This window comes from Levilactobacillus cerevisiae (assembly GCF_003946245.1).
Lineage (GTDB): Bacteria > Bacillota > Bacilli > Lactobacillales > Lactobacillaceae > Levilactobacillus > Levilactobacillus cerevisiae.
Genome location: NZ_RHNN01000001.1, coordinates 13,009 through 30,541, shown reverse-complemented (window position 1 = coordinate 30,541; position 17,533 = coordinate 13,009). Strand labels below are relative to the sequence as shown.

At 51.3% G+C, this 17,533-nt stretch carries 12 protein-coding genes; 2 read left to right on the top strand and 10 right to left on the bottom strand.

Features of this window, described 5'->3' with window-relative positions; genetic code table 11:
• Positions 1-28: 28 nt before the first annotated feature.
• From tkt to EKM99_RS00105, 7 genes are all read right to left on the bottom strand, one after another.
• Positions 29-2,050: a transketolase gene (gene tkt, locus EKM99_RS00135; protein WP_125579687.1), complete on the bottom strand. Its 2,022-nt coding sequence runs from the start codon at positions 2,048-2,050 to the stop codon at positions 29-31.
• Between the two features lie 312 nt (positions 2,051-2,362).
• Positions 2,363-3,283 (bottom strand): ribokinase, encoded by a 921-nt coding sequence (gene rbsK / locus EKM99_RS00130; RefSeq protein WP_125579686.1) that lies wholly within the window; start codon positions 3,281-3,283, stop codon positions 2,363-2,365.
• A gap of 132 nt (positions 3,284-3,415) precedes the next feature.
• Positions 3,416-4,423, bottom strand: coding sequence for a ribose utilization transcriptional repressor RbsR (gene rbsR, locus EKM99_RS00125; protein ID WP_125579684.1), 1,008 nt, complete (start codon positions 4,421-4,423; stop codon positions 3,416-3,418).
• A 361-nt stretch (positions 4,424-4,784) separates the two neighbouring features.
• Entirely contained in the window at positions 4,785-5,774 is a 990-nt protein-coding gene (locus tag EKM99_RS00120) for an aldo/keto reductase (RefSeq protein WP_125579682.1), read from the bottom strand.
• 79 nt (positions 5,775-5,853) lie between these two features.
• A complete protein-coding gene (gene murQ / locus EKM99_RS00115) occupies positions 5,854-6,762 on the bottom strand; it encodes an N-acetylmuramic acid 6-phosphate etherase (protein ID WP_125579680.1) in 909 nt (302 codons plus the stop codon).
• Positions 6,763-7,543: 781 nt separating this feature from the next.
• Positions 7,544-9,193 carry a peptide ABC transporter substrate-binding protein gene (locus tag EKM99_RS00110; protein ID WP_125579678.1) on the bottom strand — a complete coding sequence of 550 codons (1,650 nt, stop codon included), beginning with the start codon at positions 9,191-9,193 and terminating at the stop codon, positions 7,544-7,546.
• Between the two features lie 12 nt (positions 9,194-9,205).
• The gene (locus tag EKM99_RS00105; protein WP_125579676.1) at positions 9,206-10,693 is read right to left on the bottom strand and encodes an amidase; all 1,488 of its coding nucleotides are present in this window, start codon (positions 10,691-10,693) and stop codon (positions 9,206-9,208) included.
• 563 nt (positions 10,694-11,256) lie between these two features.
• On the opposite strand from EKM99_RS00105, the gene EKM99_RS00100 reads away from it, so the two are divergent.
• On the top strand, positions 11,257-12,141 hold the full coding sequence (locus tag EKM99_RS00100) for a transporter substrate-binding domain-containing protein (protein WP_125579674.1): 885 nt from the start codon (positions 11,257-11,259) through the stop codon (positions 12,139-12,141).
• Positions 12,142-12,160: 19 nt separating this feature from the next.
• Positions 12,161-12,850: an amino acid ABC transporter permease gene (locus EKM99_RS00095; RefSeq protein WP_125579673.1), complete on the top strand. Its 690-nt coding sequence runs from the start codon at positions 12,161-12,163 to the stop codon at positions 12,848-12,850.
• Positions 12,851-12,946: 96 nt separating this feature from the next.
• On the opposite strand, the gene EKM99_RS00090 is transcribed toward EKM99_RS00095, so the two are convergent.
• From EKM99_RS00090 to recD2, 3 genes are all read right to left on the bottom strand, one after another.
• Positions 12,947-13,546 carry a class I SAM-dependent methyltransferase gene (locus EKM99_RS00090; RefSeq protein WP_164511462.1) on the bottom strand — a complete coding sequence of 200 codons (600 nt, stop codon included), beginning with the start codon at positions 13,544-13,546 and terminating at the stop codon, positions 12,947-12,949.
• A gap of 296 nt (positions 13,547-13,842) precedes the next feature.
• The gene (locus tag EKM99_RS00085; protein ID WP_125579669.1) at positions 13,843-14,829 is read right to left on the bottom strand and encodes a ribose-phosphate diphosphokinase; all 987 of its coding nucleotides are present in this window, start codon (positions 14,827-14,829) and stop codon (positions 13,843-13,845) included.
• 145 nt (positions 14,830-14,974) lie between these two features.
• A complete protein-coding gene (gene recD2, locus EKM99_RS00080; RefSeq protein WP_125579667.1) occupies positions 14,975-17,524 on the bottom strand; it encodes an SF1B family DNA helicase RecD2 in 2,550 nt (849 codons plus the stop codon).
• Positions 17,525-17,533 lie beyond the last annotated feature (9 nt).

Here is a 17,533-nt window from a genome sequence, read left to right as displayed (position 1 = left end):
CGGGACAACTGCACCAGCTATTTTTCACCTAGACCAGTGATAAGTACGCTTGAACGACCCGTTCCGGCGTAAAACCGGCCATTGCCATAACTTCTGCCCCTGGGCCACTCGCGCCAAATTGTTCTTGGGTGAGCATGACACCATCGAGCCCTGTGTATTGGCACCACCCTAATCCGCTGGCCATTTCTACCGCCACCCGTCGGCGCAGGTTCCCCGGTAAAATACGTTCTTGATACTCTGCCGATTGGGCATTGAATTGTTCAAAACTTGGTACTGAAACGACCCGCACGTCATGACCCAGTTCACCCAGCCGTTCCTGAGCGGCCAGGGCCAAAGCAACTTCTGACCCGGAGGCCATTAAGATGCCTTCTGCTTGATCATGGGCGTCCGCGACCACGTAAGCACCGCGCTTGGTCCCCGCCTTAACGGACGTTGGCCGTGGTAGCGTTGCCAATCCTTGCCGCGAGAGCACGATGGCCGTTGGATGGTCCGTCGACTGCATCGCAGCCAACCAAGCCGCTGCGGTTTCATTGCCGTCAGCTGGCCGGTACACGGTCAGACCCGGAATCGCCCGCAAGGCGGCCAACTGTTCAACGGGTTCATGGGTTGGCCCATCTTCACCCACGGCTAAGGAATCATGGGTGAAGATGTAGGTCACTGGCAGATGTTGTAACGCGGCCAACCGCACCGCTGGCTTCATGTAATCTGAGAATACGAAGAAGGTTGACCCGTAAATGCGGGTACCGCCGTGGAGCGCGATTCCATTCATCGCAGCGGCTTCCGCAAATTCACGCACGCCGAACCAGAGGTTTTTACCTTGGGGATTCTCAGCACTGAACCGCTCGCTGTCGGTCACGGCCGTCTTGTTGGAGCTGAAGAGATCGGCTGATCCGCCCCAAAGATTCGGCACTGCCGCACTCAGGTCTTGTAAGACTTCATGGCCACTGGCCCGAGAAGCCAACTTGTCCTTTTTGTAATAGGTTGGCAAGTTTTCAGCCAAATCAGTTGGTAAGGTCTGGCTAATGCCTTGGGCAAACTGAGTTGCTAGCGCCGATTCAACGTCCGAATAACGGGCAACTAAATTCGACCACTCCTGATGGTTGGCCCAGCCACGAGCCTTGATGGTCGTCATAAAGCGTTCATGCACGTTAGCGGGTACGGTAAAGGGATCACAGTCCCACTGGTAGTTTGCACGGGTCGTTGCCAGGTCCGCCTCACTGAGCGGTGCACCGTGAACTTTGTTGGTTCCTGCGGCGGGGCTCCCGGCCCCAATTATCGTTTTAACTTCAATCAGTGTTGGCCCACTCTGGTTATGTTTAGCGGTGGCAATCGCCTGGTCAATGGCGTCGAGATCTTCACCGTCTGCAACGCGCAGATAGTTCCAGCCATAGCTCTCAAAGCGTTGGCCCACGTCATCCTGACAAGCGTTGCTCAGCGGACCATCCAATGAAATATCATTTGAATCATACAAGACGATTAATTTATTCAGTTGTAACTGCCCCGCTAGACTCGCCGCTTCAGCCGCAACGCCTTCCATCAGATCACCGTCACCACACAGTGCGTAGGTATAGTGATCCACAACATTTAAGTTTGGGCGATTGTAGGTGGCACGTAAATGACTTTCGGCCATGGCCATCCCCACAGCCATTCCAATACCTTGGCCTAAAGGCCCTGTCGTCGCGTCAACCCCTGGCGTCACCCCAACTTCTGGATGACCTGGCGTCTTACTACCCAATTGTCGGAAATTCATCAAGTCGTTGCGGTCAACCGCAAAACCACTCAAGTGTAGCAGGCTGTACAGCATGGATGAGCCGTGACCCGCTGAAAGAACAAACCGATCGCGATTGAACCACTGTGGAAATGAGGGATCTACCCGCAAGTGGCGAGAGAATAAAACGTAGGCCATTGGTGACGCCCCCAAAGGTAACCCCGGATGACCCGAACGTGCCCGTGAAATCATGTCCATGCTTAACATCCGGACAGCCGTAACTGCTTGCGTATCTGTTTCGTCAAACGCCATTTGTTTCGTAGCAACTTCTTCATTCAACATTTTAAATAACCTCACTTAAATCGGCCGGACCAATCACGGCCATTTTTTTGGATGATGTTCCCAATTTGTTGACTCTACCGGTAAAATCGTCAATCGTTCATCGACTTTCATCACTATACCAATTTAAACTAATTAATGCAACCCCTCTCATAAAAGTTGTTGTAGTAAGGATTGTCACCGTATAAATCGTCAGATTCTAAATAGACCGATTTCAGTGTCTTGCAACCGGTTGTCCCCAAGCGCAAAAAAATAGCCAACTTTTTCCGAAAATTTCGGTAAAGTTGACTATTTTAGGTTTCATTTTCTGAAAGCTTACTTTTTGCTAGCGGCTTCGATTTGCGCAACGGTTGGAATCGAAGGCATGGCGCCTAAACCTTGAACCGTCAAGGAGCTGGCACGTTGGGCAAAGACTAAGGCCGTTGCCACATTGCTCAGATCAGGCTTTAATTGTGAGCTCAGGGCACCAATGAAGGTGTCGCCGGCAGCCGTCGTGTCCACTGCCTTAACCTTGAAGGCGGGCACAAAGCCGGATTCCTTTTCAGTCGCGTAGTAGGCACCTTTGCTGCCGACCGTGATGATCAGGTTCTTCACGCCCATTTCACGGAACTTCTTAGCGTTGGCGTCCATGGAGGCCTCATCGGTCACTTCAATGCCCGTCAATTCAGCACTTTCCGTTTCATTCGGCACAACTAAGTCACTGACTTTTAAGATTTCAGGATCAATCTTAGCAGCTGGTGCCGGGTTCAAGATTGTGGTCACACCGTGGGCCTTGGCTACTTTAAAGGCTGCTAAGGTAGCGGCCTGTGGCGTTTCAAATTGGGTAATCAAGAAGTCTGCCTTGGCAATTTCATTTTCCCGTGCTTCGACTTCAGCCGCCTTGATCTGCTGGTTTGACCCACCGTAGACCAAAATACTGTTCTGTCCTGCCTCATCCAGTAAAATAAACGCAGAACCAGTTCCGACAGTCTTATCCGTGATAATGGCACTGGTGTCAATGCCGTCGTTGTTCAGGGATTCTACCATGAACCGACCGGCATCGTCGTTCCCAACTTTACCGATAAAACTGGTTTCTGCACCAGCCCGGGCTGCGGCGACTGCCTGGTTTGCACCCTTACCACCAGCGGCGCTACTCTTGTTTTCCGTTGAGAGCGTTTCGCCTGGTTGTGGCATCCGCGCAATGCGCAGCGTTGTATCGACGTTTAGACTTCCCAGAACTGTAACTTTGTTTGACATAATTTACCTTCACTCCTTAGGCAGTGTTTAGAATTGTAAAACGTTTTACTCAATGCTGACACACTGAGGTCTTCGTTTAGATTACCCTTAGCGTATCATGTTTCGAAAAGGCTTACAAGAACTAACTGAATTTTATTTCAATGGTGCGGTACTTTCGCGTTCACGGAGATCAACTGGCAGGTCTACCAGCTGGGCCGCTTGCCGTTGATCCTGAATCCGATTGATCAACAAGCCCGTCGCCTGTTGGCCCATGGTGACTACCGGTTGGTGAATGGTGGTCAGCTTGGGCACCACGTACTCATCGAGATCAATGTCATCGTAGCCCAAGACTGAAATGTCCTGGGGCACGGAGACACCTTGCTCGTGCAGTCCACGCATCAGACCGAGGGCCGTTTCATCGTTGATGGCAAAGACGGCGGTTGGGTGTTGCGCCAGCACGGCCTTGGTTGCCTGATAACCGCCCAGCTTGGTCATCTCAGAGTGAGTGACGGCACTATCAGCTAAGTCGATGTGATGCTCTGCTAGCCGCTGTTTAAAACCAGCTAACCGAATCTGTAAGTTTTGCGTGGGCTCATCGGGCATGACCACAGCAATCTTCTGATGACCGAGTGCCACTAAATGGTCCGCAGCCAGCTGGCCACCTTGCTCGTCGTTGATTCGAACCCGGTCGACGCTGGGTCCCCCGTTTTGATCGATCAACAGGTAGGGAATCCCATTTTTCTTTAAAATATTATCGATGGCTTCAGCCGTAATGGAGGCACTGGCGATGATTAACCCGTCGACCGCCCGCTTGATCAGCTCTTCCAGGTAGTAACTTTCGAGTTGTTCGTCATGGTTGGCACCAAAAATCAGCGGAATAAAATGGCGTTCGCGACTGGTCTCTTGGACCCCACGAATGAACATGCTGAAGAAGGGGTTCCCCAGGTTCGGGACTAAGACCCCAATCGTCTGCGCGGACTTCATAATCAGATTTCGGGCGTTGAAGTCCGGCACGTAGCCCATTTCTTCTTGCAACTGATGCACGCGCCGCCGAGTATCCAGACTAAAGCGCTCGCCTTTACCATTTAAAATTTGCGAAACCGTTGTGACCGAAACACCTGCTGCTTCAGCCAGATCTCGAATCGTTACTTTACGTGTCATAGCAACCTCCACCGTCTAGATTTATCCTATGATTTATTATACCGCACGGGCCACCGAATTTTGCGACTAAATTTAAAAATTTCATCGATTGACCTTTTCCACCCGCAACGTATTTACATGGTTACACGCCGAGCCGGCCTTCTGTTGGCACCCGTTGTGGCCATTTTCTGGAAAAACTAGCGCCGAATTAAGGGACACCGTTACACACACCGTCACCTTGTTGGTAAATTTTCAACGCCGCTAGTGGGTTAACCAATTTGACCAAATGCCAATTGAAACTTTACTAAGCGCCACCAAGTTTGACCACAAAAAGGTACCTAATACTGCGCGTGCACGCCGTACCAGGTACCTTCATTTTACCTTACGCTTTTAAAATTTTGTCAATTGCAACTAACTGTTCTGGATCGAAGGCCAAGTTTTGCACGGCCTTGACGTTTTCTTTCAAATGCTCAGGCTTGGAAGCTCCGGTGATGACACTAGTGATCACTGGGTTATGCAACAACCAAGCAAGTGCCATGTGGGAGAGCTTTTGGCCCCGACTTTGGGCAATCTTATTCAGTGCCTGCAGCTTCTGCAACATCTTGTCCCGGCCGTCGTCCAGAATAAACTCGTTAGACCAGTGAATGTCCACGTCGGCGGGAATACCATCGAGGTACTTGTCCGTCAGTAACCCTTCGGACAGAGGACCATAGGCAATCGCCCCAGCGTGGTTCGCAGCCAGCATGTCGAACAAGCCGTCATCGTTGGCAGTTTGGTTCAACATGTTATAAGAAACCTGATCCACCACGAATGGCGTATGCAGCTCTTTGAAGATCTTAATCATGGCTTCCGCTTGGGGCTTCGTGTAGTTAGAAATCCCCACGTACAGCGTCTTCCCCTGACGGACCAAATCATCCAAAGCAACGGCGGTCTCTTCAGGTGCCGTTTCAGGATCAAACCGGTGACTGTAATAAACGTCAACATAGTCCAAGCCCATTGCCTTTAAGGAACGGTCCAATGAAGCAGTTAACGCCTTACGTGAACTCATTTCGCCGTAAGGCCCTGGCCACATGTGGAACCCAGCCTTACTACTGATGACCAATTCATCACGGTATGGCTTCAATTCACGCTGGAAGACCTCACCGAAGAGGCTTTCAGCTGCATAGGAGCCTGGACCGTAGTTGGCCGCCAAGTCAAAACTAAAAATGCCGGCGTCAAAGGCCTTTAGAATGACGTCGCGGGTGTCGCCATAATTAGCGTTCTCCCCGAAACTGTGCCACATCCCAAAAGAAATCGCGGGTAATTGAAACCCCGTATTTCCAGCCCGGCGAACCGGCATATTGTCATAACGGTGTTCATCTGCAAGATACATTCTGCCACTTTCCTTTCCACTTATACCTAGACTAAAGTATAGAGAATTGGTGTGGACCAGTCAAGTTTCTTGCGATGTTTTAGCGTTGTGAATCATTTAACTTAACAGCTTGCGAAACGTGGCCCCCAGTAGCGGCCAGTAATGCCTTGGCCTCCGCAATTGTCCCCTTGGTTTCAATCAGGACAATCGCCAGAGGGACGTTGTTGCCAGAACGTTCCAGCGCCCGTTCAGCGGCCAAGGTCGAGGTCTGGGTAGCCTCCGCAATAATCTTCTTGGCCCGTTCAAACGTCTTGTCATTGGTTGGGACCACGTTGATCATCAGATTCTGGTAGACCTTCCCCGTCTTAATCATAATGCCCGTCGACAACATGTTGAGCACCATCTTCTCAGCGGTCCCCGCCTTCAACAACGTCGCACCGGTAATGATTTCCGGTCCGACCACTGGTGTAATGGGAAAATCGGCCAGTTCGGCTAAGGGACTGCCTTCAATACAGGAAAACCCAATTCCCAAGGCGCCATGTTCCTGTGCAAATTGTAACGCAGCCAGGGTGTACGGCGTTTGACCAGACGCAGCACTGGCAATCACCACGTCCTTGTCAGTCAAATTCACACCAGCCATGTCAGCCTGAGCCATCTCGGCAGAATCTTCCGCCGCCGTCACGGTCTGGGTCAATGCAGAGGTCCCCCCAGCAATCAAGCCAAAGGTCTGTTCCCCGCTCAGCCCATAGGTTGGCTGTAGTTCGGTCGCGTCAATCACGCCTAAACGGCCAGAAGTCCCCGCACCCACGTAAATCAGGCGTCCGCCTTGGTCAAATAGCGGATAAGCAGCATCAACCGCCGCTGCGATTTGCGGTAATTGCTTTTGCACGGCGCGCGCTACGCGGTGATCCTCTCGGTTGATCGTCGCAACCATTTCTAACGTAGACTCCCGATCAATATGGGTTGACCGGTGATTCCGTTGTTCTGTAAGTAAATCATCAAATTGCATCGTGTCGGCCTCCAACTCCGTAAGATTCACGGTTATGTATTCGCTTTCATAGTTACTAACTTAGGTATAACATGTTTCATATTTAATTTCAATTCGGAATTGAATTTCCCGTGAATTTCTTGAAGGTTACGCGACACAAAAAAAGCGAGCAGCCGGAGCCACTCACTTTCATGAAAAATATTTTCAATGGTGAAATTCAGTTAAAATTTACTAAACATCGGTCAACAATTGGTCATGGCCTCTGTGAAAGCAGTGTCGTCTAACGATATTTAATCTTCTTGACTGCCAACTGAACCACAACCTAACCCCCAGGGGAAAGTCGAAATCATTTAACCTTGTTGCCAGCCGAAGTCAGCCAGACACGGAGCCAGCTGTGTCGACGGCGTTGGCTGAGGTCCTGTCTCAGCCTACACCGTGGGACGCGTTTGGAGACTCGCGATTCTCAGCGAGGCTTCAAACCGAGCCGGAGGACCGCTTCTCAGGCCGCAGGCGGTCCCCACAGCAGGCGGCACTACACATATACATACACAACATTGTGATACACGAAACGCAATCCTATCTATTAAGCCAGTGTCAGCCGTGAGGGCGGTCAAAATACACTCAGCCGGGGGATTTTCTAAGTGCTCTCCCTTAGAAAATGGCGTCTTTAAGACACGTTTCTCAGTGGCTTAAAGGCGAGGTTGAAGACCGCTCTTCGGCTTCAGCCGTCCTGCCCCCAGCGTTCCAGAGTATTTTGACCGCCCGGTAAGGCGCTGTCAGACCGCCGTTTAAAGGATAAGGATTACTTTTCGAGTTTCATCCATTGGTAACCGCGACTCATCCCCGCCGGATTCCAAACATATCCCGAAACCTTGGAATTCCACATCTCAACGGTAGCGGGTTGATACAAAGGCACAACCCCTTGTTGACTCATCAAGCGCTTCTCAGCCTTGACGAGGTCTTGGTACCGGGCAGTTGGCTTGTTGGCATCCTTATTTTCAGACGCCGTGACGTAGCTATCGTATTTCGCATCCGAGAAGTCACCGTTATTGTTGGTATTGCCCGTGCTCATCAATGAAAGAAAGTTAATCGGATCAGCGAAGTCGGCACCCCAACTGGAAAGCACCAGCTGGAAGTTTCCGGCATTGGACCGACTCAAGCGCGTCTTATAAGGCAACGTGTTCAAGCTGACCTTCACATTTGGCAACTTCTGCAACTCAGCTTGAATGTACTGGGCCACGGTCTTGGTCACACTGGTATCATCCGCCAACAACGTCAGCTTGAGACTTTTCTGGCCAGAAGCCTTCAGACCAGCCTTCATCAGTTGTTTAGCTGCCGTCAAATTGTAGGTTACCCCACTCTTCACGTAAGCATCCTTGGCAAAGTCAGCCTTGGTCTTCGGATTTTGCGTTAAGTTTTGCGAAACGAACCCGAGTGGTGCCTTGGAGCCGTCACGCAAAACGCTCTTGGCTAACTGTTCCTTATCAATCGCCATGGACAAGGCCTGCCGTACTTTCAAGTTACGCAGTGCCTTGACCTTTTTTTGGTTCATTTGCATGTAATAGGTGGTCCCGCCAACGAAGGTCTTCATGCTCTTATCATTCTTCATGTTGGCAACCTGCGTCCCATCCAAAGTTGTGGCGTCCAGCTCATTCTTTTGATAGAGACTCAGACCGGTAGAAGGATCCGCAACGACTTGAAAATCGATGTTATCCAACGTAATGGCCTTCTTATCCCAGAACTGCGGGTTCTTCTTCAACACCCAGGTCTGGTTGGTCCCTTGCCACTTAGTCATGGTAAATGGCCCATCGTAGGCCGTTTGACTACTGGAATGACCGTTGTTACTGCCATACTTCTCTACGACGCTCTGTTCCTGCGGGAAGAAGGTTGGAAATGCCAACAGCAGTTTAAAGTAAGCGACCGGCTTGCTCAACGTCACCTTTAACGTGTGCTTGTTAACGGCTTGCACCCCTAATTGGTTCGGTGCCAAATTACCCTTTTGGATGGCCGAGTAGTTCTTCAAACCCGCCATCAGATAGGCGTACTCCGAAGCAGTCTTGGGATTAACCGTCCGCCGCCACGAGTAAACGAAGTCGTTGGCCGTCACCGCTTTGCCGTCGTTCCAATGGTTATTGCTCCGCAGCTTGAAAACGTAGGTCTTTCCATCATTAGACTTGGTCATCTTGGTGGCCAGCGCGTTGATCAATTTTTCATTCTTACCTAACCGGTACAATCCCTCTTGCGTGTGGTACAGCATGGTCAGACTCGTGGAATCCGCCGCCTTGGACACGTCCAACGTGGTGACCTCAGACTTGGCCGACAACTTCACGGTTTGGTTCGCCGCTAACTGACCGGACTGCTTGGTGCTCGTCGTTGACTTGCCACAAGCGGCTAATCCGCCTGCAACCAGCAACGCAACCCCGAGTAAAATACTAACTTGTTTTCCCTTCAAAACGTTCGCTCCTCAATCTAAAAATGTTTGATGTAATAATTTTAACTTACCAGCGCGCTCGAATAAAGCCCCTAGCTTTAATAAAACTGCTTCCTGACCCTTACCCGCGTTAAATTGAATACCCAAAGGCAAGCCCTCATCCGTCACGGCAGTTGGCAAACTGATGGCGGGTTCCCCCGTCAGATTGGCCTGCTGGGTAAATGGTGACCGCGTCAAGGCTGGCAACCACTGGTCATAAATCAATTGTTTCTGGGCAGCCGGTTTCAAACTGGTGATGGTCGCCATCTTGGCGGCATTCTCAGCGGAGACCAAGGTGTCACCCACCTTAGGCGCTGGCCAAGCCGTTGTTGGCGTTAAGATGACCGGATACTTCGCGTGTAACTGGGCCATTTGCCAGGCAGCTTGGTCCCACTTGCCGAGGGAAAGACTGTACTCGGCGGCGGTGGTGTTGAGCCCCGTCTGATACAGCGCCCAGGTCAACAGTTCCATGTCGTCAGCCGTTAATTGCCGGCCCATTCCCGCTTGCATTTCGCCCATGAAGGCAGCCGTTTCACCCGCATTCATGGTGTAGTAGCTTTCCATTAAGGCCACACCATCAATCGGGTTGTGAACTTCTTCGACGTCAAATCCTTGATCCGTTAAAAAGGTCACCGCATCTTCGACCGCCTGCACCGCGGCCGGACTGACCGGCGTGCCCACGGGTGACTCGGTGGTATACCCAATCACACCGGGTTGAACCGGTTGATCAATTTGTGCCAAGAATCCGGGCTGCTCCAAGGGTTGCTGGAAGACGGCCGCTGGTTGAATCGTTTGGAGACTGTCGAGCAAAGCCGCAGTATCCTTAATCGAACGGGTCAATCCGAAATCAATTGCTGCTCCCTGCCAAGAGCGCCAGTCGCCGGGGCCCACGGGAACCCGTCCCCTTGTTGGCTTCAGGCCAATGGTGCCCGACCAAGAAGATGGAATCCGAATGGACCCACCACCATCACTGCCGGCAGCTAATGGTACCAGACCAGCCGCAACCGCAGCTCCAGCACCACCAGAGGACCCACCAGGTTGATAGTCCAAGTTCCAGGGATTGTGCGCATCCCCATAAATCTTAGCGTCCGTGATGTTTTTAAACCCAAACTCTGGGAAGTTGGTCTGGCCAATGACGATGAAGCCAGCACGTTGCAGGGCCTCGACGAAGAAGTTCGTCTGAGTGGCCACGTTCTGTTGCAAAAGCCGTGACCCACTGGTGCTCGATTCCCCCTTCAACTGTTGACCCAACCCCTTCAGCAACAGGGGGACGCCAAAAAATGGCTGACCAGTATCTACTTGGGCTGCCGCTTCCTTTAAAGCCTTTTCCCGTCTAGTTGTGATGACCGCGTTCAGTTGGGGATTCTGCTTATCGATCTCCGCCAACGCGCGTTCAACCAGCTCCTGACTGGTCACTTCACCGTTCCGCACGCGTTGTGCCCACGTCAATGCGGGAGTTCCAATCCAATCTGTCACTACCAAATCAAACGCCTCCTACTGATTTTTATGTACCACTCATGAAATTCAGATTGTGCTTGGCATCGCCTCCGGGAGGGTGAAAATGGGACCGGTCCGCTTTGGGCGCACGTCCGGAGCCAAAGTACGGTCTCCAGACTTACTTTGAGCCTCACGAAACGAGTCTCAAAGATAGCAATTGCCTAAGTGGACCAGCCACTAAGGCAATTCCCACGGCTAAGCCCATTTTCACCCTCCCTGCGGCTAACACAGGCCTAATGAGAAAATCAGAACCACTTGTAACTATAACGCTTTTGCTTACCATTAGGTTGTTTCGTGAACTGTCATTCTCTTCTTAACTAACCTTCCCATAGGTGTCGACTTGCACTGCTTCAACTTAAACCACCCGCCACTAGGCAATCGGCTAGTATAAGTTATCTGACCGGTCGGCAGCCACCGCCACAGAAGCGGCATTTACTAATTATTGGTAAGTTAATATCTCCATTCTACCACGTAGCGGTTGTAAAAGCGTTTCCAAGTAGTTATACTTAAAAAGTCTTAGGTCACAAATTGAAAGGAATGAAAAATTGATGAATAAGACGAAGAAATGGTTGGTTTTAGGTTTAGGGTTAAGTTTAGTGATGGGTGTCGGTCTCGTTGGTTGCGGGAAGAGCTCATCGTCATCAGAGTCAACGAACACCAAGGTTGCGAACAAGAAGACGCTGATTGTGGCAACGTCCGGGACACTATATCCGACGTCGTTTCACACCACTAAGAACAGCAAGTTGACCGGGTTCGACGTTGAAGTCGTCCGTGCAGTTGCCAAGGGCTTACATAAGAAGGTCCAGTTCAAAGAACTCAGCGTTGACGGGCAATTGACGGCAGTTAATTCTGGTAAGGCAGATATGGCGGCCAATGACTTTGGTCTGTCCCCTGCCCGGAAGAAGCAATACGCACTGTCCACGGTGTACAAGCACTCCTTTAACAGTGTCATGGTGCGGGACAAGAACGATTCTGGGATTCACTCCTGGGCCGACGTTAAAGGGAAGCGCGCCGCTGGGGAAGCCGGAACTGGTTACCAACGGTTAGCCCAACAGTTAGGGGCAAAATTGGTCAACTACGACAACGTTTCTAACGATGTTTATTTAAAGGACGTTAAGAACGGTAAGACTGATTTAATCATGAACGACTACTACCTGCAAAAGCTAGCTTTAAAGGCCACGCCAAACAGCGGGTTGCACTTGATCAAGAACATGTACTTCACCACCAGCGATGATGGTCAAGGTGTCGGTATCTTGATGAAGAAGAGCAACACCAAGCTCAAGGCTGAGGTCGACAAAGAAGTTAAAAAGTTATTGAAAAACGGGACAATCAAGAAGATTTCCGAGAAGTACTACGGGGCCGATGTAACCAAGAAGCCTAACGTGAAGATTTCTAAGAACTTTACGATTAAGTCCAAGTACACGGGCCAATAGAAAGACAGGTGGCGCCACTGTGCTAAAATATTTCTCGATTCCGGGATTTTTTAACGCGAAGTTGGCTTGGTCATCCATCCCCCAGATTTTGGCGGGTTTGCCGATGACCATCTACCTAACTTTAATGGCCTTCATCCTGGCGACCATTCTGGGAATGTTCCTAACGTTGGCGCAACTCAGCCACATTCGGCTCCTTCACTGGATCGCCCGCGCCTACATTTCCTTTATGCGGGGCGTGCCCATGCTGGTCGTTTTGTTCATCGTCTACTTTGGTTTTGGCCTGACCGCGATTCCCGCCGCCATCATTTCGTTTACGATTGGTGCGGCGGCCTTCGTCTCCGAAGTCTTTCGTTCCTCATTCTTGGGAATTGATCACGGTCAGTACGAAGCGGCCTACTCGATTGGCCTGCCTTACAGCAAGGTCATGCGGCTGATTATCATCCCACAGGCCTTTCGAATCAGCATTCCGGCACTTGGCAACATTCTGCTGGACATGTTCAAGGGCACGTCGCTGGCTGCCATGATTACCGTGACTGAAATGTTCATGGATGCCAAGATTGTTGCCGGTGCGAACCAAGACTACATGACGATTTACATCACGATTGCCATTCTCTACTGGCTCTGCTGTGTCGTGTTAACGGCGGGTCAGAACTGGTTAGAGCGGTACTTGGATTATGACCGGAAATCGATTCACATAAAGATGATTTAGGTGTTCAACAAAAGAAGCTCTGAAACCGTTAATTGGTTTCGGAACTTCTTTTTATGCTGTATTTAATTGGTCGCCTGCCGCAAGTCTTCTCGCCGCTTACTGCTTAACGCCGCGTACCAAATAACTATTCATCCAGGGACCGGTCCACCAGCCATTAATGCCCAGGGAGCGGGCTTCGCGGATATCCAAATGAGCTGCGCCGAGAACCTGGCGATACTCAGCGGCATGGTGGCCAGTATCGATAATCACCAATTGACCGCCTGGTTTTAACACCCGCATCGCCTCTTGTAGGGCTCGCTGCCGTTGCTGAACGTCATGAATATTATGTAACGCAAAACTAGTGGTAATCACGTCAAACTGCTCATCCTGAAAGGGCAAAGCTACCATATCTCCAGTGACCAATTTGACCCGATAAGTGAGTTGTAAGGCCGCGACATTTCTCTCGGTAACCGCCGCAGCATTGTGCGATTGGTCCCGTGAATGCCACAAATCTAACCCAACTGCCTGGCCTACCGGATTTAACCGACCAGCCAAACGCGTCAATAGAGCACCACGTCCACACCCCAAATCTAGCCCCTGATCCGTGGCCTGCACCCCGAGTCGCTCGATAACCTGATCAAACAAGCGATACTTCCCCCGAATCGTGGTATGTAAAAAGAGTCCCCCTTCGACGAACACGATGCCCGCGGCAATCACCTCCGGCAGAATCGGTGACGACGGCCGTTACACGTACCCCTGAACAAACAAGAAAACCGCTGACAAGAGAAACAAGACTGGGACGAATGGTGCATCAATCCCAAAATACTTCCAGTTTTGCAAATTCCCTACCCCTTACACTTTTCACAATTCTCTCGAAAATTGATTCGTTCAGTATAGCATGCACGTTGAAAGACTGTAAATACCCTTTACCAAGTCTGTACAATTTTCTCCCACTAAAAAAGTGGCTGAGCTTTTATGCTCAACCACTTTGCTAATTTCTAATATTGACTGGCCTATTGTTTCTGACGGTTAGGTGCCTTATGGAACAAGGAATCGACTGGTTCTTCATGGTAAATTAAGTCGATGGCTTTCCCAAACATCTCGCCAACTGACATCACAACGAACTTGTCGCTTTGCTTGTCTTCTGGCAATTGAATCGAGTCCGTGATGACCACCTTTTTCAACACAGAATCGTTGATCCGTTGCGTCGCGTCACCAGACAGAACCGCGTGGGTCGCTGCCGCGTAGACATCGGCTGCCCCAGCCTTCTTCAAAGCCTCTGCGGAAACGGTAATCCGAATGGCGGTATCAATGATATCGTCCACGAGAATGGCGTGCTTGCCCTTCACATCCCCAATGACAGCTTCAGGATGCGCAGCGTTCTCCGTGTCGGAACGGTTATCGATAATGGCAATCGGTGCGCCTAGGAGTTCGGCTAACCGCCGGGCCCGGCTGACACCGGCGTGATCGGGTGCCACGACAACGATATCTTCATCAGCCAGCGTTGTGCTCTTTTCAAAGTAGCTGGTTAATAACCGGTCGCTTTGCAGGTGATCCACGGGAATGTCAAAGAATCCCTGCAGTTGTGCTGCATGCAGATCCAAGGTGATGACCCGGTTAACGCCGTCCATTTGCATGAGCGACGCAATTAATTTGGCCGTAATGGGTTCGCGTGAACGGGCTTTTCGGTCCGCCCGTGAGTAGCCGTAGTACGGAATGACCACGTTGATTTTCTCAGCGCTAGCCCGGCGTGCAGCATCCACCATGATCAAGAGTTCCATCAGGTTCGTGTTAACGGGATCCGAAACGGACTGAATCAGAAATAATTCATCCCCCCGAATACTTTCGTCAATACTGATCTGAATCTCACCGTCACTAAAGTGCTTAATTGTTGCCTGACCTAATTCGACACCCGCCGCCTTCGCAATCTTTTCAGCAAGTGGTCGGTTCGAGTTCAAAGCAAAGACTTTCATTCTGCCAGCTTCGACGTGTTCTGCCATAACAGCCTCCCTGTGGGATTACCACAAATTCGTAATTTGCGTGTCGGTAGCCCCCTGATTCACACAACCAGTTAGCTACCGCACGGATTTTCTGTCTTTATTATCGCAATCTTTGGGTCGAAACGCAACGCTTGCAACCGCTATTTTAGACCGATGGCATAAATTGTTTTGGTGAAACACCCTGCATGCCAATCATCGGATCGATTTTGCGGCTGAGCACCAGCTCTGGCGTCAACCGGTAATCGGTAGGACCAGTCGTTTCCGCTGGCCGTTCCGTCGGGGTCTCGACCCGTTCTGGCGTCGCTTCCGGTGTAATAGTTGCCGTTGTTGGCGTCTCTTCAGCTGCCGGCGGCGTTGTTGCAACTGCTGGCGTATCTTCAGTCGGCACCACTGGCGTCCCATCAGGATCCAAGACCGTCTGGATCCGGGTCGTCAGCGTCGTATGCCGGTTGACCGAGAGATTGGTCACGCAGGTTTCAAACGCCCGCGGCTCCCCCAGTAAAATCAGCATATCTGCGGCCCGGGTAACAGCTGTATATAACAAATTGCGTTGGAGCATCCGATTGTATTGGCCAACCATGGGTAGGATCACCATTTTGAACTCGGAGCCCTGTGACTTGTGAATCGACATACAGTAGGCCAACGTCAGTCGAATCCAGTCATTACGCGCATAGGTGACCTCGGTCTGCTCAAAGGCAATCGTCAGTTGATCACTCTTGACCTCGCTGTGCTTGTAGCTGGCTAGGTCAATCCCGGTAATCACACCGATGTCGCCATTAAAAACGTTATTCTCGGGACTGTTGACCAGGTGAAGCACCTTATCGCCAATTCGGAATTTTTGGTTACGGAACTCAACTTCCTTAGTTCGCTCCGATTTCCGTGGATTTAAAATATCTTGCAGGACCACATTCAAACGGTCAATCCCGGCCGATCCCCGGTACATAGGGGCCAGCACCTGAATATCACTCGCCGAAAAGCCCTTGTCATGGGCCTTCCCCACAATCTGGTCAATGACACTTTCGACCTGGTTGGCGTGGCAGGCAATGAAGGAACGGTCCTTTTGATTCTGGGTAAAGTCCGCTGGCAGCTTTCCCGCCTTGATGGCGTGAGCCAACGGGATGATGGACGAGCCATCCCCCTGCCGGTAAATCGTGTCGAGCTGAATCTTCTGCAACTGATCACTGGCCAACAGGTCATGAAAGACTTGGCCGGGGCCGACGGATGGCAGTTGGTCCTTATCGCCCACCAGAATGACCTGCATGCCAATGGGGACGGCGCGCAAGAGCGTCTTCATCAAGTAAACGTCCACCATCGATGTTTCATCAATAATCAGGAGGCCACCCTCCAAATCGTTGGTCGCCGCCTCATCCAGGTTATCCTCGCGGCCGGTCAACCCCAATAAACGGTGAATCGTGCTGGCTGGTAAGCCGGTCGACTCGCTCATCCGTTTCGCTGCCCGCCCGGTTGGTGCAGCCAGTAAAATAGGGAATGGTTTTTCTTTGTATTCGTTGATGTCGAGGGAGACCTCGTGCAGCCGGGCATACAGGTTGACGAGCCCGCGAATGATCGTGGTTTTCCCAGTCCCGGGTCCCCCAGTCAGTAGCATGATTTTGGCCTGAATGGCCGCGGTCAATGCCGCCGTTTGGGAATCGTCATAAACGATGTCGCCCTGCTTTTCCACGATTCGTAGTTGCTTACGAATGGCGTCTTCATTGAATTTAGCGGGGGAATCGTCCCCCTTAAGCAAACGCTGCAGATGTTCGGACACCTGCCATTCAGCGTCGTAGAGGGCTTTTAAATAGATGCGTTGCTCGTCGCCCACGATTTTTTGCTGCCGGGCCAACTCTAAGAGTTCGTCCGCGAGCTTCTGGGGATCTAACCGCACGTTGCGGGAGTTCTCCAACAAGCTTAGGGCGTTCGCCAATAAGGGTTTCGCCGTGGTATAGGTGTCTCCGTTAGCCACGGACAGGTCGTTCAACGTCTGCAACAAGCCGGCCCGCAACCGTTCGGGTTTGTCCGCCTCGTACCCCAGCTGGGTCGCAATTTGGTCTGCCCGCCGGAAGCTGACGCCGTTGATGTCTTCGGCCAATTGGTACGGATTCTCATGGATGACATCCAGCGTCTTTTCCTGGTACCGGTTGTAAATCGCCGCCGCCAACGTACTTCCGAACCCGTAGCCGTTCAGGCCAATGATGATCTGTTCCATCCCGTTGTTGGCCTGGAGTTGACTCAGTAAAGTGGCCGAGACTTTTGGTGAAAGGCTCAACGGTTTCAGCACTGCTGGATCATTTAAAATTTCTTCGATGGCGTTGGTTCCTAAGGCGTCGACAATTTTCTCCGCCGTCTTCTTCCCCAATCCCGGGAAATCCTCGCCGCTCAAATACGCCACGACACCGCTACGGGTTGTGGGCGTTTCATTTTGATAGTTATCCGCCTGAAACTGCACGCCGTACTTGGGGTGTTCAACGCGTTTCCCGGTGAATCGGTAGGTGACCTCGTCTTTGATATCGGCGAAATTACCCGTGACCACAATCTCGTCCTCGTGCCAATCCAGACTGGTCTCAGACACCTTGACCAGCATGACCTTGTAAAAGCTATCGTTGCTGGCAAAAAAGACTGCACTGACGGTGCCGACCACGTAATCGGCCTGTTGCGCGCCATCTGCCGCAAATAAATCGAGTGATTCGGTTGCCATCTGCTAGTC